The organism is Kitasatospora hibisci, from assembly GCF_043950205.1.
In the GTDB taxonomy this organism is placed as follows: Bacteria; Actinomycetota; Actinomycetes; order Streptomycetales; family Streptomycetaceae; genus Kitasatospora; species Kitasatospora hibisci.
Genome location: NZ_CP171642.1, coordinates 8,050,622 through 8,076,293 on the forward strand (window position 1 = coordinate 8,050,622; position 25,672 = coordinate 8,076,293).

Here is a 25,672-nt window from a genome sequence, read left to right on the forward strand (position 1 = left end):
GGCTCACGACGAAGCAACCGGAAGCGGATCGGGAGGATGGCACTCACCCTGGCGCTGGCCGGCGACACGATGCTCGGACGCTCCGTCGCGGTCGAGCTGCGCCGCTCGCCGACGCCGCAGACCCTGTTGGCCCCCGAGGCGCGGGAGGCCCTGGCCCGGGCCGACCTCGTCCTGCTCAACCTGGAGTGCTGCCTCTCCGCCCGCGGCGCGCGCCGGCCGAGCCCGTTCAAGGCGTTCTTCTTCCGTGCCCCGCCGGTGGCGGCCGAGGTCCTGGCCGAGCTCGGGGTGGACTGCGTGACCCTCGCCAACAACCACGCCCTGGACTACGGCTACGACGCGCTCGCCGACACCCGCGCCCTGCTGGAGCAGGCCGGCGTACAGGCGGTCGGCGCGGGCCGGGACGCCACGGCGGCCCGGGAGCCCGCCGTACTGGAGTCGGGCGGGGTACGGCTCGCCGTGGTCGCCGCCACGGACCACCCGAAGGACTGCGCGGCCGCCGCGGACCGCCCCGGCGTGGCCTTCGCCGACCTTCGACGGCACGTGCCGGACTGGCTCACCGACCGTGTCGCCGGCGCCGCCCGGGACGCCGACGCCGTGCTGGTCACCGTCCACTGGGGCCCGAACATGACCACCCGGCCGCCGGCCCACGTCCGCCGGGCGGCGCCGGAGCTGCTGGCCGCAGGGGCCACCCTGATCGCCGGCCACTCCGCCCACGTGTTCCACGGGGTCGCCGACCGGGTCCTGTACGACCTGGGCGACTTCGTCGACGACTACGCCGTCGACCCGGTGCTGCGCAACGACCTCGGCCTGCTGTTCCTGGTGACGCTGGACGGGCCGGACCGCGCGCACCTCGCACCGGTCGGGCTGGAGGCGGTGCCGCTGTTCCTGGACTTCTGCCACACCCGGCTCGCCCGTGGCGAGGAGCGGGAGTGGATCCGCGAGCGGTTCACCGCCGCCTGCGCCGAGTTCGGCACGGAGGTGGGCGAGCGGGCCGGGCGGCTCACGGTCGACTGGAGCTGACGGAGAGGTGAGGACGATGGAGATCGCGCTGGTCCAGGAGAGCCCCTACCGCTTCCGCATCGAGCGGCGGGAGCCGATGCACGTGCCGGGCGTGGTGTTCGCGTCCCGCGAGCTGCTGCCGCAGGCCGCGGGCGACAAGGCGCTGGAGCAGGTGGCCAACGTGGCGACCCTGCCCGGCATCGTCCGGGCGTCCTTCGCCATGCCGGACGTCCACTGGGGCTACGGCTTCCCGATCGGCGGCGTGGCCGCCACGGACGCCGACGACGGCGGGGTCGTCTCACCCGGCGGCGTCGGCTTCGACATCTCCTGCGGCGTACGGCTGCTCGCCGCCGGCATCGACCGCGCGGAGCTCGGACACGACCGGCTCCGGCGCCTGATGGACATCCTCGACCGCACCACCCCGCGCGGCCTGGGCGGCGGCGGACTGTGGAAGCTGACGGGCACCGAGGAACTGGACGACCTGCTGGTCGGCGGCGCCCGCTACGCCGTCGAGCACGGCCACGGCGTGCCGCGCGATCTGGACCGCTGCGAGGACCGCGGCGTCCTGGTGGGAGCCGCCCCGGGACAGGTCAGCAGCCGGGCCGTGGAACGCGGCCTCCACCAGGTCGGCAGCCTGGGGAGCGGCAACCACTTCCTTTGAGGTGCAGGCCGTCGACCACGTCCACGACCCCGCCACGGCGGCCGCGTTCGGGCTGCACACCGGCCAGGTCTGCGTCATGATCCACTGCGGCTCGCGCGGCCTCGGCCACCAGGTCTGCACCGACCACGTCCGTGCCATGGACCGGGCCCTGCACCGCTACCGGATCTCCGTCCCCGACCGCCAGCTCGCCTGTACGCCCGTCGACTCCCCGGCCGGGCGGGACTACCTCGGCGCGATGGCCGCCGCCGCGAACTACGGCCGGGCGAACCGGCAGCTGCTGTCCGAGGCCGCCCGCCGGGCGTTCGCCGATGCCGCGGAGGCGGGCCTCTCGCTCGTCTACGACATCTCCCACAACATGGCCAAGATCGAGACCCACGAGATCGACGGGGAGCCGCGCCGGCTCTGCGTCCACCGCAAGGGCGCCACCCGGGCCCTGCCACCGGGCGACCCGGAGTTGCCGCCCGGCCTCGCCGCGGCCGGCCAGCCGGTGCTGGTCCCCGGCACGATGGGGACCGTCTCCTACGTGATGGTCGGCCTGCCGGGCAACGGCGCCTTCCACTCCGCGTGCCACGGCGCCGGCCGGGTCTGGAGCCGCCACCACGCACTGAAGACGGTCCGCGGCGAACGGTTGCGCGACGACCTGGAGGCGCACGGCATCGCCGTCCGCCCGTCGTCCTGGCGGGGGCTGGCGGAGGAGGCACCCGAGGCGTACAAGGACGTCGATGCGGTCGCCGTCGCCACCGAGGGCGCCGGCCTCGCCCGGCCGGTCGCCCGGCTGGTGCCGCTGGGTGTCGTCAAGGGGTGAGCGGGCGGCCGATCCGGCTCCCCGCCAGGCTCCGTCCCGGTTGCGTCCGGCCCGGTGCCCGCGGCGGCCGGCTACCCGGCCCGCGGGGGGCGCCGGGCGGCGGCGATCCGCTCCGCGACGACGGCAGCGTCCTCGGCGACCCCGAGGAAGGTGGCGGACTTCCTGGTCCGTTGCCAGGGCACGCCCATGAAGTGCAGCCCCGGCACCACGGTGCTGGAGCCGTCCCGCTGGAGTGGGAAGCCCACACCGTCGAAGGCGCCCGGGAAGCCCGTCCAGCTCGCGAAGTCGGGGCGGTAGCCAGAGGTGAACAGCACCGTCCCGACGCCGGCCAGGTCGAGTTCGGTGACCGGATCGGCCCGGAACGGCGCCGGTTCCGGCAACCGGGGAACGCGGCGGCCGGCGCTGGTCAGGCAGTCGGTGATCATCGCGCGGATGTCGTTCCACCGCGCGTCCGCGAAGGCGACGGACGCGGGGAGATCGTCGGCGAAGTGCGCGACGCCGTCCCGGGCGCCGAGGAAGTGCCCGGCCAGGGTGACGCCGAGCCCCTGCAAGGTCCGGTAGTTGAGGTCGTGCCCGCCGTCCCGGCCGCTGCACTGCGGATTGGCCAGCAGCCGCATGCTCCGGTCGGGCAGGTCGGAGAGCCGGGTGGTGAAGAACGGCGTTTCCACCAGCCAGGCGACGATGTCCCGGCCCTCGACCCGGCGCGGCATCCACGGTGCCCGCCCGCAGGCCAGGTGGACACGCCGACCGGCCTCGGCCAGCTCCTCGGCGATCTGGCAACCGCTCTGCCCGCTGCCGACCACGAGGACCCCGCCGGCCGGCAGCCGGTCGGGGCGGACGTACTCCTCGGCGTCGATGACGTGGGTGGATGCGGGGAGGGTCGTCCAGGAGGGCGGGCGGTAGGGCCGCTGGTAACCGCCGGAGGCGAGGACGAGCTGGCGTGCCCGGACCGGGCCGGCCGAGGTGGCGAGCCGGAACCCGCCGCCGGTACCCGGGCCGCCGTCGGCGCGGGTGACCTCCACCCCCTCGCGTACCGGCGCCCGGAAGCCCGCCGCGTAGTCGGCGAGACGGCGCACGATCGCGTCCCGCGGCAGGAATCCGTCCGGATCGTCGCCGGCGTACGGGGAGCCCGGCAGCCGCATCGTCCAGTTGGGGATCACCAGGCAGAAGCTGTCCCAGCGGCGGCGCCAGCTCTGGCCGACACGGCCGCGCTCCAGGACGACGTGTTCGACGCCGGCCCCGCCGAGCTCGTGGCTGAGCGCGAGCCCGGCCTGGCCGGCACCCACGATCACCACGTCGTGTTCCTCGGGACGAGCGCGGCTCTCCTCGCCGCGGGGTGCCGCGGTCAGGTTCGGGGCAGTGGTTCGGCTCGGGGCGTCCATGGCGGTTCCGGCGGTTCCGGCGGTCCGGTCCGCGGCAGGCCGCGGACCTGTCGTGACCCCTCCGATTCTTCCCGGCCCGGGTACCCGCCGCCACCCGGCTCCGGGCTACGGCGGACGCGGCGTCCGCTCGTCGCGGGGCCCGCCCGGCGCCGCCGTCAGCCGCCGACGGACAGCTCGTAGTAGCGCCCGACCGTCGTGAACCCGAGCGACGTGTAGAGCGCCAACGCCGAGCCGTTGTCCGCCCTGACGTTGAGCGCGACCTCGTCGACCGTCTCCATCAGCCGCCGGCAGACCTCCGCGACCACGGCCTTGCCGACGCCCTGCCCCCGGACCCGCGGGTGCGTCGTGATGTTGCCCAGGGCGGCGATCCGCTGCGCGGGCGACCACACGTGCACGCCCGCGACCGCCACCAGCTCCCCCTTGTCCCGGACGCCGACGTACTGGCCGGTGTCGAGCATGCGCGGGTCGAACCAGTTGCCCGGATAGGCCGTCTCGTAGAGCCCCAGTAGCTCGGGCAGGTCGGCGCGGGTCAGCAGCTCGCCGCGCGCGTCCTGGCGCAGCAGTCGAGCCCGGTCGGTGAGTGCCATCTTGAGGTGCAGCCCGCGCGACTCGGCGCCCAGCCCGGCGACCAGCAGCTCCTCCGCCCCCTCGGTGACGTGTGCGTAGAAGCGCCGGGGCAACAGACCCGTCAGACCGTCGAGCAACTCCCGGAGCGCGCCCACGGCTTCGGGCCGCTCGAAGGCGAGCACCGTCGGCGGGCCGCTCGCGCCGTGGTAGACCAGCGCGACGCTGTCGCCGAGGCGGTACCAGCCCGTCCAGGGCCAGAAGAAGTCGTCGAGGTCGCCCAACTCGTAGGCGTGCAGTGCCGGGTCGCGGCGCAGCAGGTCGGCGAGCTCGGCACGGTCGTGAACGGCGGTGGGTATCACCCGGTCGATCATAGTGCCGCCGTTGTGCCGGTCGGGCGGCCGCCGAGCAGCCCCGATCGGGTACCGGGCAGGGCCGCACGGGCCTGCGGGCGGGAGCGGCAGGTCGACGCGAGGGTCATGGCGGCTCTCCAGCGGTGGCGGTGCGGGCCGGGGCAGGCGTCGGCCCCGGTCCGCTGCCGGAGGTCGCACGCGCAGGCCCGCCGATGCCTCCTCCGCCGGACCGAACCACCCCTCCCGCGCGGGGGCCTCACCCTGATCCGGCCTCCCCTTCGTGGCGGATCCCCTTCCGCAGGAGATCCGTGATCCCGAGGATCTGGGAGGTCCGGGCGGAGCCGAGGTCGATGAGGTAGGCGCCGGTCAACCGTCCGTACTCCCAGTCGACTTCGACAGAGGGGAGGATGGCGCCGCCGAGCGCGAGGACGGCGGGCAGGTCCTCGACGGCGAGGGCGGCCTCGCGGCGCTGCTCGGCGGTCGCGCGGTCGAGGGTGGGGCCCATCACACCACCCTCTGGGGACGGGCCGGCTCGAAGGAGCGCCAGGCCCGGTCGGCTGCGGTGAAGGAGGAGAAGCCCTGGAGGGCACCGGAGTCGTCGCGGAGCCACACGCCTGTGTGCTCGTTGCGCACCCGGTAGAGCCCGGCGGCCCGGTCCCAGCGGATCCCGTATCCGGGCAGCCCGGTGGACGGCTCGGGCGAGCAGTCGTCATGAGCACTCTCCGGGGTCGGAACTTCACTTTCCGTGCTCATGCCGACGCGTGGGCGGTTAGCATCGGAAGTGGTAGTCGACTTGACCTCGGAGTCGAGGAACGTTGGGGGAACGGCCGTGAACAAGAAGCAACTTGACCCGTCGTCCGGCCCATGGGCCCCCTTCGGCGTCCAACTCCGCAGGTCGCGGGAGGGACGTGGCCTGACGCAGGCCCAGCTGGCGCGCAAGTGCAAGTACGACCCGTCGTACGTGTCGTTCGTCGAACTTGCGCAACGCCCCCCGAGTGAGCGGTTCGCCGCCCGGCGGACACCGTCCTGGAGACCGGCGGCACGCTGTCGCTGATGTACTGGCAGCACCGGCACACGGCCCTGGTCCCGGGCTTCCCCGAGTACGCCAACTACGAGTCGCGGGCCACAGAGATCAGGCAGTTCGAGATCAACGTCATTCCCGGACTGCTCCAGATGCCGGAATACGCTGCGGCGCTGGAAGCCGGGCACGTGCGGCAGGGGAGCGCGACCCAGGAGCAGGCCGAGGAGCGCGTGAACTTCCTGATGACCCGGCAGCAGTGCTTCGAGCGGACACCGCCTCCTCTCTTCCATGCGGTCTTGGACGAGAGCTGCATTCGGCGGCCGATCGGAGGCCGAGAAGTGATGATCGCCCAGCTCCTGCACCTGGAGGAACTGTCTCAACAGCCGAACGTCGCCATTCAGGTGGCCCCCTTCAACCTTGGTGAGGACCGGCCGTTCATGCGTATGGTCTTCCTCCTTACCATGCCTGACCGCAGGGTGCTCGGATACTCGGAGAATGAACACCGTGGGTTCCTCGATCGTGACGCTGAAGCCGTCCTCCCGCTGGTCAAGGGCTACGATCGGCTTCAGATCGAGGCCATGAACCAGGCCGACTCGATGGCGATGATCCGATCGGTACGGAGGGATTTCGAATGGACGTCGATCTGACGGAAACGCGCTGGAGGAAGAGCTCCTACAGCGGGGGCGGCGGGGCGTGCATCGAGGTGGCCGACGGCTTCGCGGGTGTGATGCCGGTCCGTGACTCCAAGGACCCCGAGGGCCCGGCCCTGTTCTTCGCCGCCTCCTCCTGGCAGTCCTTCGTCGGGGCCGTCCGCGCCGGCGAGTTCGGCGCGGTCTGAGCTTCCGCAGGCCGTCCCCGCCGCCCGGAGCCCCGGCGGCGGGGCGGTGTGCAGCACGGGCTATCGGAGCCGGCGGACCGTTCTGAGCGTCCCCGCCGCACACACAGCCGTGGTCAGCGCCAGGCCCAACGGCGGTGCCTGCGCCGCTGCCCAGGGCGCCGGACCGTGCTCCGGGACGACGTGGGAACCCCGCGGCGCTCGGGCTCCGGCGGCTGCGCGCGGCGACTTCGAGGAAGGTGACGGGGCGGGCGGGCGACCGCAACTCGTCGGCATCGGACGACCGCTCCACTCGTCCGGAACGCGATGTCGCACTTCCGCCAGCGTCGGTGGTGGGGTCCGCGAGAGAGTCGGCGACGGTTCGCGTTCCCGATCGCGGGCCCGTCCGTCCGGCACTCCGCGAAAGGCTCAGCGCATGCACGTCGTCCCCGGGCTCAAGGTCCTCTACTTCGGAACGCCGGTGGTGCTGATCAGCTCACTCAACGAGGACGGCACAGCGAACCTCGCGCCGATGTCCTCGGCGTGGTGGCTGGGCCAGTCCTGCATGCTCGGTCTCGGCAACAGCGCCCAGACCACGGCGAACCTGTTGCGGGAGGGCGAGTGCGTGCTCAACCTGCCGTCGTCGACGATGGTCGATGCAGTCGACCGGATCGCGCTCACCACGGGGAAGCCGGCCGTGCCGGACCACAAGGCGAAGCAGGGCTACCGGTACGTGCCGGACAAGTTCTCGACCGCACAGCTGACCGCACAGGCGTCGGATCTGGTCCGGGCGCCCAGGGTTGCGGAATGCCCGGTCCAGCTGGAGTGCAGGGTCGTCTCGGCCCATCCTTTCGGCGGTCCCGAGCCGCGGGCCACCGCCTTCGAGGTGGAGGTCCTCCGCGCCCATGTCGAGGAGGACCTGGTCATTCCGGGGACGCACTACGTGGACCCGCTGGGCTGGGACCCGCTGATCATGAAGTTCTGCGAGTTCTTCGGCGGGGGACGCAACGTTCACCCGTCGAGGCTCGCCGAGGGCTGGAACATGCCCCACCAGCTCCGGTCGACGCCCGTCTGAGGTCGAGCCGGTCGAGAGGGATCGGCCGCGGATGCGCGCCTGGTCCGGCCCCCACCGGAGCCCCACAGGCCCCGACGGGGTCACCGCGACCGGTCCGCCGGCCGCAGGAGCCCGAGCCGCCTTGTCGTCACTGACCCACGCTCCCGTCCGAAGGAGGCTAGGCCCCGTCGGGAAGCGGGGCAGCGGCGGGCCGGCCGGGTGTTGCGGGGGCCGGGTCGTGGCTCGGGCGGCGGGTGCGCTCCGCCCAGGCGGCCACCGGCGGTCCTGCCGCGCCCACGGCCGCGAAGAACGCGCCGAGCAGCAGCCAGCCGGTGTGCCCGAGTCCGAGGACCGCGGTCGTGAGGACGACCGGGGCGAGGGCCTGCCCGGCGTCGAAGCCGACGCCGAAGAAGCCCTGGTACTGCCCCTGGGCGTGGTCGGGGGCGAGACCGAAGCCGATCGCGTAGCCGCCCGAGGACTCCCACACCTCTCCGAGACTGTGCACGACGACGGCGAGGACGGCGAGCGCCGGCGCGGTCCAGACCGGGACGTCCGCGGTCAGGGCCATCAAGGGACAGCTGACCAGGAAGAGCAGCCCCGCGATGCGGAACGCCCGGCCGCCCTGGCGCGGGGTCTCCACCCGGGAGCCGATCCTGCTCTGGAACAGCACGCACACCCCGCTGTTGACCGCGTAGACGGCTGCGACGGTCCAGCGGGGCGCGTCGGTGTGGGCGGAGAGCCAGACCGGCAGCAGCAGGGAGACCGTCTGGTACTGCAGGCCCATCGCGCCGTAGAGCGCGACGAACGACACGTACGGCCGGTCGGTCAGCACGGCCCAGCGGTGGTGCTCCTCGGGCCGGGGCAGGGGCGGGTAGTCGGGGACGCCGACCAGTGCGAGCAGGCCGGCGCAGGCGAAGCTGGCGGCATTGGCGACGATGAGAGCGGTGTATGCCGTGCGGGTGTCGGCCGCGAGGGCGAAGGCCGCACCGAGGGTGCCCAGCACCACGCCGAGATTGACGAAGGTGCGGAGCTTCGCCCTGAAGGCGGCCGGGCGTTCACCGCCGGCGCGGGCGATGAGCGCGCCGCCCGCGGCGCCGGCCGCCGTCGCCGCCAGCCGGTCCAGGGTGGCGAGGAGCGTGAACGTGACCCAGTCGTCGATGAGCACGAAGGCGGTCATCGTCACGGCCTGCACCGTGAGGGCCGTCAGCCAGACCGTGCGCGGCCCGTACCGGTCGGCCAGGTTTCCGGCCGGGATCCCGGCCAGCAGCCCGACCAGCCCGGCGATCGTGAGGCCGACACCGACGCGTGCGGCGGGCAGGTGCACCACGAGCGTGAAGTAGAGCACCGAAGCGGTGTTGAACAGCCCGTTGCCCACCCGATTGACGAAGGTCGCGGCGATGAGGGCACGTTGCGGGTCACTCGGCGTCAGTAAGCCGGACATCCGCCGTGCGGGGCTCTTCCTGATCATGAGGAGCAGGCTAACAACGCCCTCCACGCGCTCTCCGCACGGCCTTCGCACGGCCCGGGCCGTGCGCCGCACCACCCCCACGGACCCGCTCCGGGTGATGCGGTGGCTCAGGTCTGGCCGGCGTCATGCGGTGAGGATGATCTTGCCCGTGACGGTGCCGGACTCCGCCAGACGCAGGGCCTCGGCGGCCTGGGTGAGCGGGAGCCGGGCGGCGATGGGCGCGGTGATGTCGCCGCGGCGGAGGGCGGCGAACACCTCGGTGAGGTCGGCGTCGAGCCGGGCGCGGAAACGCTCCTTGGCGAGGGCGCGGCCGGCCCAGACGTTGTAGAAGGAGGCGCTGCGACCGTTGGGCAGGGTGTTCCAGAGCCAGGTGCGGGCGAGGATCTTCAGGACCGGCCACTGCTTGGACCCCGTGTCGTCGCGGGTGGAGGCGCTGCCGTAGGCGACGAGCGAGCCGCCGGGGGCGAGCAGGTGCCAGGAGTCGACGACGCTGCGCCCGCCGACGTGGTCGAAGACGGCGTCGACGCCGCCGGGCGCCAGCTCCCGTACCCGGGCCGCGACGTTCCCGGCACGGTAGTCGACCGGGATCACGTCGAGCTCGCGCAGGGTGTCGTGGTGGCGGGCGGACGCCGTGCCGATGACGGTCGCGCCCGCGGCCCGGGCGAGCTGGGCGAGGATGGAACCCACCCCGCCGCTCGCGCCGTGCACCAGGACGGTCTGGCCGGCCCGCACCCGGGCCCGGCGGTGCAGCATCTGCCAGGCGGTGATGCCGTTGACCACGACGGTCTCCGCCTCGGCCGCGGTGAGGCCTTCGGGGACCTCCACCGCGTCCGCCGCGTCCAGCACCACGTGGCTCGACCAGCCGCCGACCTTCACCAGCGCGGCCACCCGCCGGCCGGTCAGGCCGGCGTCGACGCCCGCGCCGGTGGCGAGCACCCGGCCCACCAGGTCGTAGCCGGGGACGAACGGGAAGGGCGGCTGGTCGTAGTACCGGCCGCGACGCATCTGCTGCTCGGCGAACGAGACGCCGCTCGCCTCCATCGCGATCACGATCTGCCCGGGGCCGGCCTGCGGCACGCGGCCGTGACGGATCTCCAGGCCCTCCGGCGCCACGACACCGGGAAGTACGACCTGGACCATGTGGTCGGTCTCCATGACCGCCCCCTTTCGTAGAGGTTGTTCTGTTCGTTAGAAGTTATAACTTCGATCTCCGGTGAGAGTCAAGAGGGAGAGTGATAGCGTCTAACGGGAGCGTGGATGGGATGGTCGAGAGGTCTGGAGGCGCAGTGCCCGAGTCGGATGCGAGGACCCCCCGGGAGCGCTACCGCGCCCAGGTGCGGGACGAGGTCAAGCGGCATGCGTGGGAGCAGATCGCCACGGCCGGGGCCTCGGCCCTGTCCCTGAACGCCATCGCCAAACGGATGGGCATGAGTGGCCCGGCCCTCTACCGGTACTTCGCCAACCGCGACGAGCTGATCACCGAGCTCGTCCGCGACGCCTACCGCAGCCTGGCCGACACCTTCCAGGCCCGCGCCCAAGCCGGTGCGGATCTGGCCGACCTCGCGCGCGCCCTGCGTGGCTGGGCCCTCGACGACCCCCAGCGGTACCTCCTCGTCTACGGCACGCCCGTGCCCGGCTACCAGGCTCCGCCGGACACCGCGCAGATCGCGTCCGAGATGATGGCGATCCTGCTCGACGCCGCGGCCGCGGTCGAGGTGTCGGCTGCGGATGCGGTCGCGACGCCCCTGGGCGAACACCTCGCCGACCGTCGTGCCTGGGCCGGTGGGCACCCTGCTCCGGTGCCGGCCCTCCGTCGGGCCCTGGCCTTCTGGACGCGACTGCACGGCGTGCTGTCGCTGGAGCTCGCCGGCCACTTCACGGGCATGGGATTCGACCCGGCCCGGCTCTACGCCGCCGAGGTCGACACCCTCACCGGTCGCTGACCGGGCGTCGGGCGCCGGGCCGGACGGCTGTGCGGCCCGGCTTCGGTGTGCGTCGAATCGATGCGGAAATGCATTTCTGGAGCGGAGGATTCCTCCTCTCTGTACGGTTCATCGGTGTACGAAGTTGGCCGAGAATGCTCTCCCGCCGCCCCTGTCATGAACGCATAGATTTGGGGCTGCCCTGCTGAGCAGTGGGGTTCGGGTTTCATGTTTGACCACGTAGCAAGGGAGAGCAGATGAACCTGTCCATGCGCCGTTCCCTCGGTGTCGCCGTCGCTGCCGCGGCCGCGCTGGTCGCCACGATCACGCCCGCCCTGGCCGCCACCACCACGGCCGAGAGGGTGGCGATCAACCGTACGGACTGCAACCGGAACGACTACCTCGAAATCCACAACAATGGCGGCCGCGACACCCTCTGCTTCGCGAACGCCGGCGAGGTTCCCGTCGCCATCTACGGTGCGAACTGGGTCGAGTCCGGAAACAATGCGGTGACCTTCCAGTTCCAGCGGAATCTCAACGACCCGCGGCTGGAAACCGTGACGCTCAACAAGTGGGCCCAGTGGAGCCCGGGCCAGGCCTCCATCCACAAGATCATCTGGATCAAGATCCACTGACGGTCCGTACCGGAGCACACACCTGAGCGGAGCGGGACGGCCGCCGCCGTCCCGCTCCGCCCCGCCGGCCGATCGCCGAACTCCTGTGGCGCTGCCCGGACCCTCGCCCGGCGAACCGGCCGACCGCCGCGGACCTGGCCGGAGTCTTCGATCCCGCCACCCCGGGGCCGTCCCGCCCGACTCCGCCTCCATCCTCGACAACCTCGCCGTCCGCCTGGGCGGCCTGGGCCGGCTCGAAGAGGCCCGCGCGGCCCACGCGGAGAGCACGGAGATCTGGCGGGCGCTTCCCGAACCGCTGCGCCGCCGGTACGAGGGGGACCTCGTCCTGTCCAACGCCGTCGGCTCCTGGCCGGAGCGCCCGGGCGGAGGCGACGCCTGACGGCGGCATCCGGCCTCCCGGCCCGGCTCAGGCCTCCGCCGGGCGGTGGACGCGCCGGGCCACCAGGAGGGCGGCGAGAGCGCAGGCCGCGGCAGGGAGGAGCATCGCCACGGCCGGCGAGCCGTCGTCGGCGTGGGCGCCGCTGCCGATGAAGGCGCCCGTGGCCGCGACGCCGAGGCTCGCGCCGACCTGGCGGACGGCGTTGAGCAGGCCTCCGGCCGCTCCGGCGGTGCCCTCGGGGGCCGTGTTCACCACGGCGGTGACCAGAGCGGGCAGGGCGAACGAGACGCCGAAGCCGGCGAGCAGCAGGCCCACCGCCAGCAGCGGGTACGGCGTGCCGGCCGACACCGCCGCGGCGAACACCGCGCAGCCCGCGGAGAGCAGCGCCAGCCCGCCCAGGACCGGCCGCCACGGGCCGACCTTGGCGACGATGCGCCCGGTGAGCAGCGGGTTGAAGCCGGGCGGCAGGGTCATCGGCAGGAACGCCACCCCGGCCATGGTCGGCGACAGCCCCAGCGTCTGCTGCAGGAGCAGCGGCAGCACGAAGAGCACCCCGAGCATCGCGAAGTTGACCGCGGCCCCGGCGAGCAGGAGCGTCGGCATCCCCCGGGTGCGCAGCAGGACGGACTGCAGCACCGGGGCCGGGCTGCGGCGCTCGCGGGCGGAGAAGGCGATCCCCGCAGCCGCCGTGCCGGTGGCGGCGCAGCCCGCGTGCGTCCACGCGCCGGAGCCCAGGGCGATCAGCGCGTCGGTGAGGAGCGCGAGCGTCGCGCACGCCGCCAGCTGGGTCCACCAGTCGATGCGCCGCGCGCCCTGCGGGCAGCGCACGGCCGGCCCGGCCACCAGGGCCAGTACCAGGACCGCCAGCGGGACGTTCACGAGGAAGACGGCCCGCCAGCCGGAGAGGTCGACCAGGACTCCGCCGGCCATCGGCCCGAAGGCCATCGCGCAGCCGCTGACCGCGGCCCAGACGGCGACCGCGCGGGCGCGCTCCCGGGGCACCGGGTAGAGGCGGGCGACCAGCGCCGTGCCGGCCGGGACGGAGGCCGCGGCGGCGGCGCCCAGGACGGCGCGCAGCAGTACCAGCGTCCAGAGGTCGGGCGCGAACGCGGCGAGCAGCGAGCCGGCGCCGAACGCGGCGATCCCGAACCGGAAGGCCCGGTGTGCGCCGAACCGGTCGGCCGCGGCGCCGGCCGAGAGCAGCAGCGCGCCGAAGGCGACGCTGTAGCCGGTGACGGCCCACTGGAGGCCGGCCGTCGAGCCGCCGAGCGATGCGGCGAGGTCGGGTTCGGCCACGGAGAGCACGGTGGTGTCGAGCAGGACCATGAAGTAGCCGAGGGCGACGCCGAGCAGGGCACGGGCGCGCCCCGGGGCCCGGGGTGGCGAGAGCGGCGGGGTGGGGGCAACGGTCGTGGTCATCGGGGATCTCCGGGTGGGGGAAGGGACGGGGGGTGGATCGGCGGCCCACTCTGCTCCGCCACCACCGCCCGCTCCACCGCCCCGGCCTCACGCACCGTTCGGGATATCCGAATGCGCTTACGATGGGCCGGTCGAGGAGGAGGGGAACGTGGAGCTTCGCCAGTTGCGCGTGTTCGAGGCGGTGGTGGTCCATCGCACGGTCACTGCCGCGGCCGCCGCCGTCGACCTCGCGCCGTCCTCGGTGTCGGAACAGATCCGCGTGCTGGAGCGGAGCCTGGGCGTAGCCCTGTTCGACCGGGCACCGCGCGGGATGACCCTGACCCCGGCGGGCGAGCGGCTGCTGCCGTGGTCCCGGAGCCTGCTCGACCAGGCCGAACAGGCCCGCCGGGAGGTCTCCGCCGCCCGCTTCGTGCTGCGCCTCGGAGCGCTGGAGACCATCGCGGTCACCCACGTACCCGCGGTCCTGGCCCGCCTCGCCGAACGCCGGCCCGACCTGGACGTCGCCCTCCACACCGACGGCGCGCGTGACGGCCTGCTCGGCGGGGTCGCGGCCGGCGCGCTGGAGGCGGCACTGATCCTGGACACGGCGGGCCCGCTCGGCGAACTCGGCTTCCACCTGCCGCCCGCGCCGCTGGATCACCTCGACCTGGAGGACGTTCCGCTGCTCCTCGTCGCCGCCCCCACGCACCCGCTCGTCGTCGCCTGCGCCGAACCCGGGGCGGGCCCGCTCAACCGCGCCGACCTCCGCGGCCAGCGGCTCCTGGTGAACACCCCCGCCTGCTCCTTCTGGCTCGCCGGCGAGCGCCTGCTCGGCCAGGCGGTGGAGCGCGTCCGGACCGGCGGGGTCGCCGTCACCCGTGCCTGCGCCGAGCAGGGGCTCGGCATCGCGCTGCTCCCGGAGTTCGCCGTCCGGGCCGAGCTCGCGGCCGGATCCCTGGTCCGACTCCCCATGGTGTCAAAGGAGTTGCAGCTCCATCTGCGCCTGGTCTGGCGGTCGGACCGGGAGTCCGTCCCGGGCCTGCGCGAGGTCCTCTACGCCGCGGCGGTGTGACGACGCGTGGTCGGCGGCGCTTGCCGGACGCCGTGCCGGGCGTCAGACCCGAATCCGCAGGTAGTGATCGGCGGCCAGCCAGTTGATCTCTGTGCTGGCCGTCGGCGCGGGTCCGGCGCGTGCGGGCAGGACGATGTCCCGGCTGGCGCGTCGGGTGGGCGGCTTTCCAGGGCTGGTGCGGGTGGTTCGGGCCCGGTCGGGCGGGCCGGTCAGACGGCTGGGAGGTGCCGGTGAGCGCGGATCCGGGCGAGCGTGTTGGCGATCAACTCACCTGCCGTGGCGGTGAAGTGGAGTTCGTGGCGACGGGCGGTGATCGTGCAGCGGGCGGCCCGGCGGATCAACAGGCGACGCACGGTCGCGATGCGGCGCCGGGCCGTGTCCAGCGGGCTGAGCATCTGCAGCCACGCGGTGAGGTTGTAGGCCAGCAGCGCGCCCCACATCCACATGCTGTTGACCGCGTGGGAGCCGGACGGCAGATGGTTCAGGCCGGCGCCGTGGGCAGTGTCGCGGAACAACTCCTCGATCCGGGTGCGGCGGCGAAACTCCCACTCCGCCACCGCGATCTCCTCGTCCAGGTCCAGGTTCTCGTTGGTGGCGATGAACGAGTAGGCATACGCGGTGTCGGCGATGCCGTCCAACACGAGGGCGAGCTGGTCCTTGCCGACGGTGCGCGAGCGGCGCGAGCGCGGGTCGGCGGACAGTACGGCGGCGTCGTAACGCACCCGGCGCGCGATCACCCGGGTGCCGTCGGGCCATCCGGTGGGCACGTAGTCCAGCAGTGCGACCTGCGCGCCCGGGTAGTCCAGAGCGTCGGTCCAGTCGTCCTCGTGCACGCGGGCCACCGCCCGCCACAGTGGCTGGCTGCGCGGGACGCCGAGTCGGAACAGGCATCCGCGGACGGCGATCTTCTCGGCGACCCTGCCCGCGTAGTAGCCCGAGTCGCCCTGGAACAGGACCGGGCCCGTCGCGCCGGCCGCGCGCACCGCGTCCACCGCCCGGTCGACCTGGCCCGGTGCGTGGGTGCGTCCGTCGGAGCGGCCGTCGAGCAGGTCGGCGGCCAGCACGGTGCCGGTCTGGGCCCAGTGCGCGGCGTGTACCCGCCCGGCGATCTCGCCCTTGTAGGAGCGTACGACCTGCTCCTTGCGCACCGAGTAGACCTCGACGTCCTTGGCGTCCATGTCGATCGTCACCCGCCCGGCTAGCACCCGGGCCCGCTCGCCGACCGGCAGCGCGGACAACGCGCTCGCGGTGACCTGCGCACACCCCGCCTCGATGCCCTCGCGCCGGGCCTGGTCGAACCGGGTGGCCAGCGTGGCGGCCGTCGTGGACGGCGGAACGGGCGCGGGCAGCAGAGCCTCACCGACCCGATCGGCCCGCAGCCGGTCGAAGCCGACCAGATGGTCCTCGCCGGTCAGCTGCACCACAGCCATGGCCAGCGCGAACTCCCCGCCCGAAAGTCCCCGATCACGTGCTTTGACCGGCCCGATCCCCGCGTCCAGCGCGGCGGTGACACCCAACGCCCGGTCCAGCTCGGCCACCAGCACCAAGCCGCCGTTCTCCGTCAGCGACCCGTCCGGCACACCCACCCGCGCCCGCAACCGGCTCCAGCGACGGCCGGGGGTGCGGGAGGTGGTACGGCGGCGCGATATCGTCTTCACTCGACAGGTGCACTTTCACGTTTGAGCTGGTCACGGCGTAGGAACCTTGATCTTCTCAAACCGGCAGTGCACCTGTCGTCGTATCAGCTACCAACCGCTTCCACTACCTGCGGATTCGGGTCAGAGGACCCGCCACAGTGCACACGCGAAGACCGCCGTCACCCACGTCCACAGCACCGAGAGGCCGACGTGGCCCAGGGTGCGGAGGGTGTCGCCGCGCCAGAGCCGGGGCGAGAACACGGTGAACTGGAAGAGCCAGCGGGCGCCCCAGAACACCGTCTGGCCGGTCAGCAGGGCGGTGCCGAGCGGGGTTCCCGCGAGGAGTTCGCGGCCCAGGAGGAGCGGCAACAGGCCCAGCAGGACGCAGGTCAGGCCGATGAAGAAGAGATGCGCATAGGACACTTGACGGGTCATCAGACTCGTCCCGGCCAGATCGGAAGGCCAGTCGATCACCCGGGGCAGCAGTGCGTGGAACAGCCCGAGGCCAACCAGCGCAGCGCCGACCAGCCGCAGTTGGAACTCCACGTCGAGGAGGTCGAGGAATCCGTTCACGCCCCGGACCTCCGGAAGACGAAGGCGGTGACCAGACCGGCGATCCGGCGCTCCGCGGCCGGCCGTAGGCCCGCCTCGGCCGCGTGCGCCAGCCAGGTGGCACGCGGCAGGAAGTGCCAGGCGCCCGGTCCGAAGACGGCGGTGTTGGCGGCGTTGCGTAGGTGCTCGACCAGAACGAGCGAACCGCCCGGCCGCAGCACCCGGGCCACCTCGGCGAACAGCGCGGCGCGGTCCGCGGGCCGGCGCAGCTCGTGTGCGGCGAACACGGCGAGCACCGAGTCCTGCGATCCGGACGGCGCGGGCAGCGCCCCGGGCCGGGCGGGCAGGCTGCCGGGTGTCGGCGGGACCCGGCGGCGGGCACGGCGGATCGAGCCCGTGGTGGTCAGGGCCGGGTCGTAGAGGTCCGCGATCCGCTGCGGGGCGGCGGGGTGGCGCGCGGCGATCGGGCGGCTCGCCTCGTCGAGACCGGTGGAGACCACGAGGTGGCGTCCGGGGCCGTCCGGAAGGAGCTCGTCGAGCCAGGCGTAGCCGTGGAGTTCGGAGCGGTCGTAGACGCACCACGTCGCGGCGGTGCTGGCGACGAGCAGCCCGCCCGCGGCGACCACCCCGGCCCGCGCGAGCAGGGCGGCGGGCGGCGGCAACCGTCGGGCCAGCGCCCAGCCGCCGGCGGCGGTGAGCGCACCGGCGGCGTAGAGCGGCCAGTTGTAGCGGATCACCTCGGCCACGCCGGAGGGTCGGGGGTCGGGGGCGGCCACGGTGACCGCGGCTCCGGACGGGGCGGTCGGCTCGGCCGGGGCTGTGGCGCCGCCATCGGCCCGAGCGCCGGCCGGTCCGGGGGTGCTGATCATCGGAGGCTCCCGTCGAGGGCGCGTCGGCTGCCCGCCTGCCAGCCGTAGTCGAGGTCGGCGACGTGGAACGCATTGGCGAGCACCGGCCGGCTGCCGGCCAGCGGTCCGTGGTCGAAGAAGGTCAGCCGCGGCACCTCCACCGCGACCGGCACCGGCTCCCAGTGCGCGCGCTCGGCCTTGACGACGATCATCGAGCGGGTCTGCGGCTCGTACTCGAAGGTGTAGGGCAGCGGGCCGGCGAACCGGCGCGCGGCCCTGGCGTCGGCGAACGGACTGCCGGGCGGCAGCGGCGCCGGACCGTCGGCGAGGTCGGCCCGCACGTGCAGATCGGCCCGGCCGTCGACACTGACCACCTTGAACTCCAGGGTCCGCCCGACCACCCGGCTGCCGATCCGGGCGAGCCGGTAGTGGTAGCGGGAGAACAGGTTTCCGCCCGCCGCCATCACCCGGCTGCCGGTGTCGCTGCGCAGTATGCGCAGGCCGCGCATGGTGCGGCCGCCGGGGGTGGGGAAGCGTGTGAAGACCCGGTAGCCGGTGAGGACGGTGTCCACACCGATCGCGGCCGGCAGCCCGGTCGGGCGCAGGCTGCGGGTGTCCACCAGGGCGGCCGCGACGAAGCCGTGCTCGGTTCCCTCCGGGTCGGTGTAGGTGTCCAGCCGGAGCCCGGGCGGGACGAGCGGCGCGAGCTGCTCGGGCGGCAGCGCGTAGGTGAGCACGAGCGAGTGCGCGAAGTGGGTGCGCATCGGGAAGGGGTGGCGTTGCAGCAGGTGTCGCATGGTCAGGACCTCCGGGTCGCGGTACGGGAGACGGCGGGCGCGGCGTCGGGGGTGGCGCGGCGCCCGGCGCCGGGGGTGCGGCCGGGGGCGTTCGGCCCGGTGTTCACAGGTGGACCACCCGGACCACGCCCCAGAGCAGCGAGCGGTCCTCGGCGGCGGCGCCCGGGCCGGCCGGCCCCGGCTCGCGGATGCTGCGGAGCACGGCGACCCCGCCGGGCCGCACGGCACGGCGGACGGCGGCGCGCAGCCGGCGCGCGAAGGCGGGCCCGGGCCCGTCCAGCACGTTGGAGAGCGTGACGGCGTCGTAGTGTCCGGCGGGGGAGCGCTCCAGGTGCTCGACCACGTCCGCGAGGAGCAGCCGCACGATCGGGACGGCTCCGGCGACGTCGACCTCCTGCCCGGGGGCGGGAAGATCCGTCCCGGGCAGCTCGCGGCCGAGCAGAAGTCGCCACGCCCAGGGGTTGGCGGCGTTCGGATGCCGGGCGAACCCGCGGGCGAGCCGGGCCCGCAGCACGGCGTCGAAGCGGTGCGGAACGACGCAGCGGAACGCCGGCCGGAGTCCCACGGCCAGCGCCCCGGCCGGTCGCAGCGCGGCGGTGAGCAGCAGCCGGATGCCGGGCCCGTCGAGGCTGCGCCGCCAGTGCTCGTCCTGCGCGGCCGGGTCGTCGAGACGCACGAAGCGTTCCACCTCGGACTTGCGCCAGGCGGGCAGCAGCGCTCCGGCGGTGGCGCGTCCGGCGGAGAGGAGCCGCTCGGCCGTCCCGGCGGCGGCCGGGGCGCCGTAGTGGAGGCGGGCGCGGGCGTAGTCGAGCTGGGCGGGGTTGATGTCGACGGCCGTCACCTGGTGGCCGGCGGCGGCCAGGGCGGCGGCGGTGTCCCCGGCCGAGGCGATGCAGAGCACCCGGGCACCGGTGCGGGGCGGGGGGAAGGCGGCCAGTTCGACCGCCGGGTCCTCGTACATCCGGCCGAACAGGATGCGCGGACCGCGGGGTCGGACGGCCAGCAGGCGGCCCTCGCTCCACGGGGTGGCCGGCCGGGCGGTGTCGGTGGCGCTCATACGGCGGCCGCCCCGGCGCGCGTGGCGGGGGAGGTGCCGGCGCCGCGGGCGTCGGCCGGTACACGGTGCGAGGCGGCGACCGTCCAGACCAGGGCGAGGAACACGAGATCCTGGACGACCAGTCGGCCAGGCTCGGGGATCTGATCGGCGCCGACGAGCAGCCCGCCGGTGTTGAAGGCGAGCACCAGCGTGGTCTGCACCAACGCCGCGACCCGCGGCCGGTAGCCGCTCAGCACCCAGGCTCCGAGGGCCAGTTCCGCGAGCCCGATGCCGATCAGCAGCGCGTGGGCGGCACGGTCCGGCAACAGAGGCAGGCCCTCGACGATGGCCCGCTGGTCGGCGCGGCCGGGGACGATCTTGCACCAGAGGCCCTCGTACCCCCACATGAGCGCAACGGCGAGGGTGGCGCAGCGGGTCTGCCAGGGTGTCGGCACGGCGGACGGTCCTTTCTGCCGCCGCCCGGACGGGACGTCGCCTGGGCGCGGCGGGGCACGACGGAGCAGGCCGGAGCCCGTGATCGGGGCCGGTCGTCTCCGTTCGTGCCCATCATGGCGCACGACTTTGAACATGTTCAACTCTGGGTCGCGTGTCGCGGGACCGGCCGTCGGCCCCCAGGGGACGGGCGCCTGGTGCGCCACCGCCGGGGCGGCGGTACTACGCTGGCGGCGCCGTCTACTGGGGAGCGTCCGGGAACGTGTTCGTGAAGATCTGCGGTCTGAGCACCGCTGCCGATGTCGCCGCGGCCGTGGCAGCCGGTGCCGACGCGGTCGGGTTCGTCCTCACCGACAGCCCGCGCCGGGTGGAGGCCGGGCTGGCGCGGGAACTGGTGACCGCGGTGCCCGAGAACGTCCTGACGGTGGCCGTCTTCCGGGAGGAGCCGGCCGCGTACGTGAGGGCGGCCGTGGGGGCGGCCGGGGTGCGGGCCGTGCAGCTGCACGGAAACCATCCGGCGGCCGCGTTCGCCGAGCTGTCCGACCTGGGACTGCCGCTGATCCGCGCCACGTCGGCGGCGAAGGCGGCCGGGGCGGACTGCGGGGATCTCGGCGAGGAGCTGCTGCTGATCGACGCACCGGTGCCGGGGGCCGGGGAGCCGTGGGACTGGGCGGAGCTCGGCGCGAAGCCGCCGGCCGGCAAGTGGCTGCTGGCGGGCGGGCTGAGCCCGGCGAACGTCGCTGCGGCCATCACGGCCGCAAGCCCGTGGGGCGTGGACGTCTCCAGCGGGGTCGAGATCCGGCGCGGGGTCAAGGGCCCGGCGCTGATCGCGGAGTTCGTCCGCGCCGCCAAGTCCGCCTGAAGGCCAGGGGCCCGCGGGCGTGGGCCATGCGGACCACCGCCGTCCGGGCCCGCCCCCGAGATTCCGCGGTGGAACGGCGCCGTCAGGCGGGGCCGCGCCGACAGGCTGTTGCCGAGCCGAGCCGAACTACGCAGGGGCGGCGGCGACTCAGTCGAACCGGATGTGCTTGGCCCCTGTCCAGGCCCGGCGAAGGCGCCCGCGAAGCGCGCTTTCGGTGTTCGGGGCGAGCGTCAACCCGGAAGAGCCGGCGACGCGCTCGGCGACCTGAGGGATCGTGAGCCGATCGGTCCACAGGTGCTCGGCGAATTCGGCCTCGCGCAGGCGCTCCAGGCACACGTCGAGTCTCGACAGGGCGAAGCTCTCCCGGCGCAACGGGGCGTCCCTTCCGGCGACGAACCGCACGGCGTGCCCGAAGCCACGCTCGTGCAGCCGGCGCAGCACCGTCCCGCGCTCGGCCAGCAAGGCGAAGTGTCGAACGTCATGGCCGCGCTCCCGCAGCCGGCCGACCGTCTCGCGGAAGTACGCCGGCTCCACCACCGTCATCGGCGCGATCACCACGCCGTCGTGCTCGGCGAGGGTACGGTCCAGCACCTCGAAGACACCCTGCCGCCACGCGGGGAGGTCCTGGAAGTCCCCGCGCAGCGACGGGGGCGTCATCCGGTGCAGACCGAAACCGACGTGTTCGGGGTCGCAGATCACGCTGCCGGCAAGCCGCCGCTGGATCTCGTGCGCAGTCTGTGTCTTCCCGCCCCCGAAGGGGCCGTTGATCCACAAGAGCATGCACGGAATCTACCGCGTCGATGCGGCAACGGAGCCGGGCCCTCCCGGGCCGGGTCCGTCAGCGACCCCGCCCGGGGAGGGCCGCCCTCCGTGCTGTTGCGAACGGACGCAGTGCCTCTCCGTCGTGCGGAGAAGTCTGGACACCCGATCTGCCGACGCAGGGCCACTTGAGTGCGCCTCGCCCGACCGGAGCGCTCCGGTCGGGCGAGGTTCGGGCACCCTGCGGCCGAGTCCCGGCTCGTTCCGAGGCGAACCCCGGTCGCGCGGCCGGTGGGCGTCAGGCGTCCGGGTTCGTGCCCTGCTGGACCTTCTTGATCCGGTCCGCCTCCAGCGCGGTGAACTGCTGCAGCGTCTTGTGGTCGCGCTCGTCCTCGTCCAGCTCGATCAGGGCCACGACCGTGCCGACCCGCATCGCCATGACCGAGGCGACGGCCCCGCCCGGGGCGTCGCTCGACTCGGTTGGCCGCTCGAAGCCCTGCGACTGCTCGGCGGCCGCCTTCAGGGTGATCCGGCGCGCGTTGCTGTCGTCCTTCTCCAGCGAGGTCACCATCGCTTCGAAGACGGGGCCTGCATGCTCCGTGGTGTCGAAGGTCAGCAGGGTGAACCGGATGTCGTTGTCGGGGTTGGAGGCCAGCTCGTACCGGACGGTCCCACCCAACTCGACACCGGAGCAGCTGATGGACAGCTTTCGCCGGCAGTCGCTGGAGATCTCGGTGTGCTCGATGACCTTCGGCGGCTTCGCACCGGGGGCGAGCCGCCACCCCGAGGGGAGCGAGGCCGGGCTCGGCAGCGCGTCCAGCACCTGGTCCGGCTGTGACAGCGCCACGTTGGCCCGGAACGCCGCCCCGCCGTCGCCCGAACTGCACGCAGCCGTCCCCAGGACGAGCGCGGCGGCCGCCCCCGCCAGTGCGAGACTCCGCCCGTGCCGCATCAGCCTGTCCATCAGGGTGCCCCCGTTTCGTTCTTCACCTTGAAGATCAGCAGCGGATATCAAATCACATGATCATCGGGCGTTCTGGCTGGCCATCAGCGCCGAGGCCGTGGTCGGGACGGGCCGGATGCGCGATCCAGGGCGTGAACCGCTTCCGGGTGGCCGGTGGCCCGCGGATGCGCCGCCACCACGCCGCCACCACGCCGCCACCGACGGCGACCGCCTGCGGCCCACCCGACGTCGCGCCCTGCCGGACGTCAGGCCCTGCCCCTCAGTGACCGCTCCCGGCTCCGTCTTCGACGTCGCAGCCCTCCACACCGCTCCGGCCGGCCGCTTGGGCACCCTCCCCCGGGACCGGGGACCCATGGATCGGCGGGAGCCGCGGCTGTCTCCGATGCCGAAGGCGCGGTGGGGAACGTTCGCTCGATCCCCCCGTTCGGGGTGGTCATCGCGTCACCGCCGAGCTCGGGCCGAAGGTGTCGGCAAGGCTGGTCAGGACGGAGCCGGACCAGCTGCTCTTCCCGAAGACGCCGACCGGCACGGCGAGCACGCCGTACTCGCGCCGGAGCGTCTCCGCCGGAATGTCAACCGGGAAGAAGTAGTTGCCGGGACAGGTCCGGGTGGCCGTGGGAACCGCCGCGAGCACCTCGTCCGGCAGTCGCTCGAACAACCGCTCGGCCCGCGTGGCCAGTTCGTCGGCGACCTGCCGGGGCACGTCGCCGTGCTCGGTCAGCAGGCGGTCGGCGAGGTTCAGCTGTGCCGGTGACGGCGGATCCGCCCGGAACGCATCGGCCAGTTCGGCCAGTTCGGCCTGTGCCGGTCCCAGCAGGACCACACCGAAGGTGCGTGGCCACAGCCACCCCTTGGTGACCGAATGCAGCAGGACCGCACAACCGGTGTCCAGCAATCGCCGTGTGCCGGCGTCGAACGGCGCTCCCAGGTCGTAGACGCTGTCGATCAGCAGGCGGCGGTGCGGCGATTCCTGCAGCCACGAAACCACCGCGTCGCACTCGCTGTCGGACAGGTATCGGCCGAGCGGCTTGCTGGGGTTGGCGAGCAGCAGGTATTCGGGCCGGTCGTCCGCCGGCGACCTCGGCAGGGTCGGCGCCGGAAGCGTCGGATAGGACGCGGGAGCCAGTCCCGCAGCGCGGGCCAGCTCGAAGTAGACCGGGTACACGTCGCCGGGCAGCCACAGCCGCGCCTGCACGGCGCGCAGCCAGTGGAACACCACGCCGAGCCCGTGCCGGACCCCTCGGCAGACCATGGCGTGGCCGGACCGGTCTTCCGGCAGTTCGAAGCGCCGCAGCCAGGCACGGGCTAGATCGCACCGGTGCACCGTGCTCATGCCGGTCGGTGGTTCCGGTCGGATCGGAGCAAGCGCCCGGTACACGTTGGTCTCGGCGGCGTCCAGAAGCGACGAGGAGGCGTCGAGTTGCCGCTGCCGGTGTCCCTGGAACTCGTCGAACCTCATGCCGTCGCACCTTCCGGCACGATCTCGCTGGCCCGGTCCTCCAGGGAGGCGTAGCAGCGTCCGTCGGCCAGGACGTTCCAGCTGCGTGCGACGCCGTTCGTGCGTTCCCAGAGCAGGCTCGGCTCGGTGTAGGCGGCGATCCGCATCGGCCGGCCGTCCCAGCTGCCGTGGTAGACGGGCGCGCCCCAGGGCAGGCGGCTCTCCAGTTCGAAGCCGTTCTGCTCGGCGAACTCCGTGACGACGGACAGCGATATCTGGTGCTCCCGGCTCCAGACATTGGCGGCCCGGTCGAAGTAGAGCGACTCGGTGCTGGTGGAGACGTAGAGCTCCTTGAAACAGACCTCCTCGACACCGAGAGCCACGGCCCACGAAAGGTAGTCGGCGACGCCGGCCGCGTCGGCCACGCCACCGTGCTGGAGCACGCAGATCAGCCGCATCCGCAGCCCCGGCCAGCGGTCACGTTCCGTGCGCCAGGTGTCGACCACGGAGCTCACCGGCGTGCGCAGCATCATCAACCGCTCGCTGACGGCGTCGTCCTGATGGTGGCGGGAGACCGCCAGCACGCTCAGGCCTGCGGAGCTCAGGGCTGCCAGTCGGCCGGCCCGGTCGGCGTGCTGCCCCTTCGCCAGGCTGTGCGCGTTGGTGATCAGGACGACCTTCGGGAAGGCCGCCGAGCAGGCGGACACCAGGCGCAGCTGCTGTTCGAAGGGTATGAGCGTGGGCTCCCCGCCGCCGGTGATCACCACACGCTCGGCACCCGCCGCACGGGCGCGCTCCAGCCAGTGGGCGACCGTGTCCCACGGGACTCGTGCCGGCGCCTGGTCGCTGGAGATCGAAGCCGAGGAGAAGCAGAACGAACACCGGGCTTGGCAGGCGGAGGCGACGGGCAGAACCGAAAGCGAGCGCGGTCGCAGGTCGGCGTAGCGATGCAGTGCCGATCCGTGCAGGTGCAGGGAGGCCGCCATCGCATCCTCGACGGTTGTCGGGCGCAGGGTGAACTCGTCGCCCACCTGGTCGAGCTCGTGGACCGCTGACAGCCGGATGCGAGCCTCGTGCCATTCCATGCCGAGGCCGGTCGACGCGTTGGGCACCAGTCTGTCGGGGTCCACCATGGTTTCCAGCACCAGGAGCCGGTCACCCGGGACGGCGAGACGGTCGAGCAGACGTCGCGCCTTGCCGATACCGATTCCCAGCTCCGCACGGGTCAGCAGATGGAACCGGTCGGGATGGGTACTCTCCGGAATTCCCGCCTTGCCGTAAGCGAATGCGTACTTGTCGAAGCCCCTGGCGAAGTTCGACAGCACGATGACGTGGAAACGCTGGTCGCGGTGGTTCATCCCGTCATCATGCATGAACGAGCCCGACGGTCGCCCGGGATGAGGGGCCGTGACCTCCCCTGGCATCCGACCGTCGAAACGGTGGTGCGGCCTTCTGGCCTCCGGCAGCGGCAGACCCGTACCTGCCGAGCGTGGTGCGCAGCTCGTGCGGGTCACCGGCAAGCCTGGGGCGATGCGCTCCCCGATCCGCTCCCGTAGACCCTCAGGGGCCGGTCAGCGGCCGCGAGGCGGCGGGAGGCGGGACGGACCTCGGCCGCCATCGGACAGGCCGGCAACGCGGCGACCTCCCGCACCCCTGTCGCCCCGTCAGCGCATCCACCCGGATGCGCGCCGCTCGACCCCCATCCTGCTCGCCCCGCGCGCGGGCGGACCTGCCGGCCCTGCTGGCCGCCACGGATGATCCGTGGTGGGACGTGCGGTGCGGCGACATGCGAAGTCTCG

General features: G+C 73.4%; 29 protein-coding genes. 12 read left to right on the top strand and 17 right to left on the bottom strand.

Annotated features, from left to right (window positions below; translation table 11 throughout):
- The first annotated feature begins 36 nt into the window (after positions 1-36).
- From ACF9IK_RS34895 to ACF9IK_RS34905, 3 genes are read left to right on the top strand one after another with little or no spacing between them, the layout of a single operon-like run.
- Complete coding sequence (locus ACF9IK_RS34895; protein WP_395298060.1) at positions 37-1,020, top strand: CapA family protein; 984 nt, start codon at positions 37-39, stop codon at positions 1,018-1,020.
- A 16-nt stretch (positions 1,021-1,036) separates the two neighbouring features.
- Positions 1,037-1,660: an RtcB family protein gene (locus ACF9IK_RS34900; protein ID WP_395298061.1), complete on the top strand. Its 624-nt coding sequence runs from the start codon at positions 1,037-1,039 to the stop codon at positions 1,658-1,660.
- Between the two features lies 1 nt (position 1,661).
- Positions 1,662-2,465: an RtcB family protein gene (locus ACF9IK_RS34905; protein WP_395298062.1), complete on the top strand. Its 804-nt coding sequence runs from the start codon at positions 1,662-1,664 to the stop codon at positions 2,463-2,465.
- A 71-nt stretch (positions 2,466-2,536) separates the two neighbouring features.
- Here the strand turns inward: ACF9IK_RS34905 and ACF9IK_RS34910 are convergent, their stop codons facing one another.
- From ACF9IK_RS34910 to ACF9IK_RS34925, 4 genes are all read right to left on the bottom strand, one after another.
- Positions 2,537-3,760 (bottom strand): NAD(P)-binding domain-containing protein, encoded by a 1,224-nt coding sequence (locus ACF9IK_RS34910; RefSeq protein WP_395298063.1) that lies wholly within the window; start codon positions 3,758-3,760, stop codon positions 2,537-2,539.
- A gap of 242 nt (positions 3,761-4,002) precedes the next feature.
- Positions 4,003-4,773, bottom strand: a complete 771-nt coding sequence (locus ACF9IK_RS34915) for a GNAT family N-acetyltransferase (protein WP_395298064.1) — start codon at positions 4,771-4,773, stop codon at positions 4,003-4,005.
- 247 nt (positions 4,774-5,020) lie between these two features.
- The gene (locus tag ACF9IK_RS34920) at positions 5,021-5,269 is read right to left on the bottom strand and encodes a hypothetical protein (protein WP_395298065.1); all 249 of its coding nucleotides are present in this window, start codon (positions 5,267-5,269) and stop codon (positions 5,021-5,023) included.
- Entirely contained in the window at positions 5,269-5,517 is a 249-nt protein-coding gene (locus ACF9IK_RS34925; protein ID WP_395298066.1) for a hypothetical protein, read from the bottom strand. The genes ACF9IK_RS34920 and ACF9IK_RS34925 overlap by 1 nt, the downstream gene beginning before the upstream one ends.
- Here ACF9IK_RS34925 and ACF9IK_RS34930 point away from each other — a divergent pair.
- The 4 genes from ACF9IK_RS34930 (at position 5,516) to ACF9IK_RS34945 (ending at position 7,674) form a co-directional block, all read left to right on the top strand.
- Positions 5,516-5,818, top strand: coding sequence for a helix-turn-helix domain-containing protein (locus ACF9IK_RS34930; RefSeq protein ID WP_395298772.1), 303 nt, complete (start codon positions 5,516-5,518; stop codon positions 5,816-5,818). The genes ACF9IK_RS34925 and ACF9IK_RS34930 overlap by 2 nt on opposite strands.
- The gene (locus tag ACF9IK_RS34935) at positions 5,818-6,432 is read left to right on the top strand and encodes a DUF5753 domain-containing protein (protein ID WP_395298067.1); all 615 of its coding nucleotides are present in this window, start codon (positions 5,818-5,820) and stop codon (positions 6,430-6,432) included. The genes ACF9IK_RS34930 and ACF9IK_RS34935 overlap by 1 nt, the downstream gene beginning before the upstream one ends.
- The gene (locus tag ACF9IK_RS34940; RefSeq protein WP_395298068.1) at positions 6,417-6,623 is read left to right on the top strand and encodes a DUF397 domain-containing protein; all 207 of its coding nucleotides are present in this window, start codon (positions 6,417-6,419) and stop codon (positions 6,621-6,623) included. The genes ACF9IK_RS34935 and ACF9IK_RS34940 overlap by 16 nt, the downstream gene beginning before the upstream one ends.
- A gap of 412 nt (positions 6,624-7,035) precedes the next feature.
- The gene (locus tag ACF9IK_RS34945) at positions 7,036-7,674 is read left to right on the top strand and encodes a flavin reductase family protein (protein WP_395298069.1); all 639 of its coding nucleotides are present in this window, start codon (positions 7,036-7,038) and stop codon (positions 7,672-7,674) included.
- 157 nt (positions 7,675-7,831) lie between these two features.
- Here the strand turns inward: ACF9IK_RS34945 and ACF9IK_RS34950 are convergent, their stop codons facing one another.
- Entirely contained in the window at positions 7,832-9,121 is a 1,290-nt protein-coding gene (locus ACF9IK_RS34950; protein WP_395298070.1) for an MFS transporter, read from the bottom strand.
- A 123-nt stretch (positions 9,122-9,244) separates the two neighbouring features.
- A complete protein-coding gene (locus tag ACF9IK_RS34955) occupies positions 9,245-10,276 on the bottom strand; it encodes a medium chain dehydrogenase/reductase family protein (RefSeq protein WP_395298071.1) in 1,032 nt (343 codons plus the stop codon).
- 107 nt (positions 10,277-10,383) lie between these two features.
- On the opposite strand from ACF9IK_RS34955, the gene ACF9IK_RS34960 reads away from it, so the two are divergent.
- The 3 genes from ACF9IK_RS34960 to ACF9IK_RS34970 all read left to right on the top strand — a co-directional run bounded on the left by ACF9IK_RS34960 (position 10,384) and on the right by ACF9IK_RS34970 (position 12,057).
- Positions 10,384-11,064, top strand: a complete 681-nt coding sequence (locus ACF9IK_RS34960; protein WP_395298072.1) for a TetR/AcrR family transcriptional regulator — start codon at positions 10,384-10,386, stop codon at positions 11,062-11,064.
- 236 nt (positions 11,065-11,300) lie between these two features.
- Positions 11,301-11,678, top strand: coding sequence for a beta/gamma crystallin domain-containing protein (locus ACF9IK_RS34965; protein ID WP_395298073.1), 378 nt, complete (start codon positions 11,301-11,303; stop codon positions 11,676-11,678).
- A gap of 85 nt (positions 11,679-11,763) precedes the next feature.
- Positions 11,764-12,057 (top strand): tetratricopeptide repeat protein, encoded by a 294-nt coding sequence (locus tag ACF9IK_RS34970; protein WP_395298074.1) that lies wholly within the window; start codon positions 11,764-11,766, stop codon positions 12,055-12,057.
- A gap of 27 nt (positions 12,058-12,084) precedes the next feature.
- Here the strand turns inward: ACF9IK_RS34970 and ACF9IK_RS34975 are convergent, their stop codons facing one another.
- Entirely contained in the window at positions 12,085-13,476 is a 1,392-nt protein-coding gene (locus tag ACF9IK_RS34975; RefSeq protein ID WP_395298075.1) for an MFS transporter, read from the bottom strand.
- A 148-nt stretch (positions 13,477-13,624) separates the two neighbouring features.
- Here ACF9IK_RS34975 and ACF9IK_RS34980 point away from each other — a divergent pair, with 148 nt between their 5' ends.
- Entirely contained in the window at positions 13,625-14,527 is a 903-nt protein-coding gene (locus tag ACF9IK_RS34980) for a LysR family transcriptional regulator (RefSeq protein WP_395298076.1), read from the top strand.
- A 209-nt stretch (positions 14,528-14,736) separates the two neighbouring features.
- Here the strand turns inward: ACF9IK_RS34980 and ACF9IK_RS34985 are convergent, their stop codons facing one another.
- The 6 genes from ACF9IK_RS34985 to ACF9IK_RS35010 all read right to left on the bottom strand — a co-directional run bounded on the left by ACF9IK_RS34985 (position 14,737) and on the right by ACF9IK_RS35010 (position 19,852).
- Positions 14,737-16,185 carry an IS1380 family transposase gene (locus tag ACF9IK_RS34985; protein ID WP_395292443.1) on the bottom strand — a complete coding sequence of 483 codons (1,449 nt, stop codon included), beginning with the start codon at positions 16,183-16,185 and terminating at the stop codon, positions 14,737-14,739.
- 120 nt (positions 16,186-16,305) lie between these two features.
- Entirely contained in the window at positions 16,306-16,737 is a 432-nt protein-coding gene (locus ACF9IK_RS34990) for a hypothetical protein (protein ID WP_395298077.1), read from the bottom strand.
- Entirely contained in the window at positions 16,734-17,585 is an 852-nt protein-coding gene (locus ACF9IK_RS34995; RefSeq protein ID WP_395298078.1) for a class I SAM-dependent methyltransferase, read from the bottom strand. Before ACF9IK_RS34995 ends, ACF9IK_RS34990 begins: the two co-directional genes overlap by 4 nt.
- Complete coding sequence (locus tag ACF9IK_RS35000) at positions 17,582-18,361, bottom strand: DUF2071 domain-containing protein (RefSeq protein ID WP_395298079.1); 780 nt, start codon at positions 18,359-18,361, stop codon at positions 17,582-17,584. Before ACF9IK_RS35000 ends, ACF9IK_RS34995 begins: the two co-directional genes overlap by 4 nt.
- A 103-nt stretch (positions 18,362-18,464) precedes the next feature.
- Positions 18,465-19,418, bottom strand: coding sequence for a DUF3419 family protein (locus ACF9IK_RS35005; RefSeq protein ID WP_395298080.1), 954 nt, complete (start codon positions 19,416-19,418; stop codon positions 18,465-18,467).
- On the bottom strand, positions 19,415-19,852 hold the full coding sequence (locus ACF9IK_RS35010) for a DoxX-like family protein (protein ID WP_395298081.1): 438 nt from the start codon (positions 19,850-19,852) through the stop codon (positions 19,415-19,417). Before ACF9IK_RS35010 ends, ACF9IK_RS35005 begins: the two co-directional genes overlap by 4 nt.
- A gap of 260 nt (positions 19,853-20,112) precedes the next feature.
- On the opposite strand from ACF9IK_RS35010, the gene ACF9IK_RS35015 reads away from it, so the two are divergent.
- Positions 20,113-20,712 (top strand): phosphoribosylanthranilate isomerase, encoded by a 600-nt coding sequence (locus tag ACF9IK_RS35015; RefSeq protein WP_395298082.1) that lies wholly within the window; start codon positions 20,113-20,115, stop codon positions 20,710-20,712.
- Positions 20,713-20,859: 147 nt separating this feature from the next.
- Here the strand turns inward: ACF9IK_RS35015 and ACF9IK_RS35020 are convergent, their stop codons facing one another.
- From ACF9IK_RS35020 to ACF9IK_RS35035, 4 genes are all read right to left on the bottom strand, one after another.
- Complete coding sequence (locus tag ACF9IK_RS35020) at positions 20,860-21,492, bottom strand: AAA family ATPase (protein WP_395298083.1); 633 nt, start codon at positions 21,490-21,492, stop codon at positions 20,860-20,862.
- Positions 21,493-21,769: 277 nt separating this feature from the next.
- A complete protein-coding gene (locus ACF9IK_RS35025; protein ID WP_395298084.1) occupies positions 21,770-22,435 on the bottom strand; it encodes a hypothetical protein in 666 nt (221 codons plus the stop codon).
- A gap of 433 nt (positions 22,436-22,868) precedes the next feature.
- Positions 22,869-23,894, bottom strand: coding sequence for an aminotransferase class I/II-fold pyridoxal phosphate-dependent enzyme (locus ACF9IK_RS35030; protein ID WP_395298085.1), 1,026 nt, complete (start codon positions 23,892-23,894; stop codon positions 22,869-22,871).
- On the bottom strand, positions 23,891-25,231 hold the full coding sequence (locus tag ACF9IK_RS35035; RefSeq protein WP_395298086.1) for a radical SAM protein: 1,341 nt from the start codon (positions 25,229-25,231) through the stop codon (positions 23,891-23,893). Before ACF9IK_RS35035 ends, ACF9IK_RS35030 begins: the two co-directional genes overlap by 4 nt.
- Between the last annotated feature and the right edge of the window lie 441 nt (positions 25,232-25,672).

What these genes read in the sequence shown, in the direction of transcription:
- ACF9IK_RS34895 (WP_395298060.1), top strand. Translation starts at nt 37, where the DNA reads ATGGCACTCACCCTGGCGCTGGCCGGCGACACGATGCTCGGACGCTCC.
- ACF9IK_RS34900 (WP_395298061.1), top strand. Translation starts at nt 1,037, where the DNA reads ATGGAGATCGCGCTGGTCCAGGAGAGCCCCTACCGCTTCCGCATCGAG.
- ACF9IK_RS34920 (WP_395298065.1), bottom strand. Translation starts at nt 5,269, where the DNA reads ATGGGCCCCACCCTCGACCGCGCGACCGCCGAGCAGCGCCGCGAGGCC.
- ACF9IK_RS34930 (WP_395298772.1), top strand. Translation starts at nt 5,516, where the DNA reads ATGCCGACGCGTGGGCGGTTAGCATCGGAAGTGGTAGTCGACTTGACC.
- ACF9IK_RS34925 (WP_395298066.1), bottom strand. Translation starts at nt 5,517, where the DNA reads ATGAGCACGGAAAGTGAAGTTCCGACCCCGGAGAGTGCTCATGACGAC.
- ACF9IK_RS34935 (WP_395298067.1), top strand. Translation starts at nt 5,818, where the DNA reads ATGTACTGGCAGCACCGGCACACGGCCCTGGTCCCGGGCTTCCCCGAG.
- ACF9IK_RS34940 (WP_395298068.1), top strand. Translation starts at nt 6,417, where the DNA reads ATGGACGTCGATCTGACGGAAACGCGCTGGAGGAAGAGCTCCTACAGC.
- ACF9IK_RS34945 (WP_395298069.1), top strand. Translation starts at nt 7,036, where the DNA reads ATGCACGTCGTCCCCGGGCTCAAGGTCCTCTACTTCGGAACGCCGGTG.
- ACF9IK_RS34950 (WP_395298070.1), bottom strand. Translation starts at nt 9,121, where the DNA reads ATGATCAGGAAGAGCCCCGCACGGCGGATGTCCGGCTTACTGACGCCG.
- ACF9IK_RS34955 (WP_395298071.1), bottom strand. Translation starts at nt 10,276, where the DNA reads ATGGAGACCGACCACATGGTCCAGGTCGTACTTCCCGGTGTCGTGGCG.
- ACF9IK_RS34960 (WP_395298072.1), top strand. Translation starts at nt 10,384, where the DNA reads ATGGTCGAGAGGTCTGGAGGCGCAGTGCCCGAGTCGGATGCGAGGACC.
- ACF9IK_RS34965 (WP_395298073.1), top strand. Translation starts at nt 11,301, where the DNA reads ATGAACCTGTCCATGCGCCGTTCCCTCGGTGTCGCCGTCGCTGCCGCG.
- ACF9IK_RS34975 (WP_395298075.1), bottom strand. Translation starts at nt 13,476, where the DNA reads ATGACCACGACCGTTGCCCCCACCCCGCCGCTCTCGCCACCCCGGGCC.
- ACF9IK_RS34995 (WP_395298078.1), bottom strand. Translation starts at nt 17,585, where the DNA reads ATGATCAGCACCCCCGGACCGGCCGGCGCTCGGGCCGATGGCGGCGCC.
- ACF9IK_RS35000 (WP_395298079.1), bottom strand. Translation starts at nt 18,361, where the DNA reads ATGCGACACCTGCTGCAACGCCACCCCTTCCCGATGCGCACCCACTTC.
- ACF9IK_RS35005 (WP_395298080.1), bottom strand. Translation starts at nt 19,418, where the DNA reads ATGAGCGCCACCGACACCGCCCGGCCGGCCACCCCGTGGAGCGAGGGC.
- ACF9IK_RS35020 (WP_395298083.1), bottom strand. Translation starts at nt 21,492, where the DNA reads ATGCTCTTGTGGATCAACGGCCCCTTCGGGGGCGGGAAGACACAGACT.
- ACF9IK_RS35025 (WP_395298084.1), bottom strand. Translation starts at nt 22,435, where the DNA reads ATGGACAGGCTGATGCGGCACGGGCGGAGTCTCGCACTGGCGGGGGCG.
- ACF9IK_RS35030 (WP_395298085.1), bottom strand. Translation starts at nt 23,894, where the DNA reads ATGAGGTTCGACGAGTTCCAGGGACACCGGCAGCGGCAACTCGACGCC.
- ACF9IK_RS35035 (WP_395298086.1), bottom strand. Translation starts at nt 25,231, where the DNA reads ATGAACCACCGCGACCAGCGTTTCCACGTCATCGTGCTGTCGAACTTC.